The sequence below is a fragment of the Amycolatopsis sp. WAC 04182 genome (genome assembly GCF_003947465.1).
In the GTDB taxonomy this organism is placed as follows: Bacteria; Actinomycetota; Actinomycetes; order Mycobacteriales; family Pseudonocardiaceae; genus Amycolatopsis.
Map to the genome: position 1 here is coordinate 1 of NZ_QHJJ01000051.1, position 666 is coordinate 666.

A 666-nucleotide genomic window follows, 5' to 3' on the forward strand; every position below is an offset into this window, starting at 1 on the left:
GCTCCGGCGGCAACCCCGGCACGTGCCCGTTGTTCGCCGGCCAGGTGGCCAGCAACCAGCCCAGGTCGAGCAGCGGGTCGCCGATCGTGCACATCTCCCAGTCGACGATCGCGGCCACCCGTGGCCCGTCGAGGGCGAACATGAGGTTGGCGAAGTGGTAGTCGCCGTGCATGACCCCCGGGACGAACGCGGCGGGCCGGTGGCGGGTGAGCCAGGCGGCGGTGGCGTCGAGGCCGGGGATGTCGGGGCCGGGGTAGCCGTCGAGCTCGCCGTAGGAGTCGAGCTCCTTCAGCCAGCGCGGCACCTGCCGTTCGAGGAAGCCCTCGGGGCGGCCGAACCCCGGCAGCACCTCCGGATCGACCCGCCCCAGCTCGGCCAGCGCGGCGGCGGCCTCCAGGCCCATCCGGTGCCTGATCGCGGGGTCGGAGGCGTGCGGCTCGGGCAGCCCGGTCGAGGGGTTGAAGCCCGCCACCGGCTCCATCAGGTAGAACACCGGCTCCCGCGCGGTCTGCGCGGCCACCAGTCGCGGCGCCGGCACCGCCGTGCCGCGCAGCGCCGCCAGCAGCCGCGCTTCGCGCCGCAGCACGTCGTTGCTCTTGCGCCGGGCGTGCGCGGGCGGCCTGCGCAGGATGTACAGCCGCCCGCCGCGCTCGAAGCGGACCATGA

The 666-nt window shown here is 75.2% G+C and carries 1 protein-coding gene; it reads right to left on the bottom strand.

Going from position 1 to position 666, the window contains the following annotated elements:
• Positions 1 to 666 (bottom strand): phosphotransferase family protein (locus tag DMH01_RS42450; protein WP_148106606.1); only part of this gene is annotated, 666 nt, incomplete at both ends.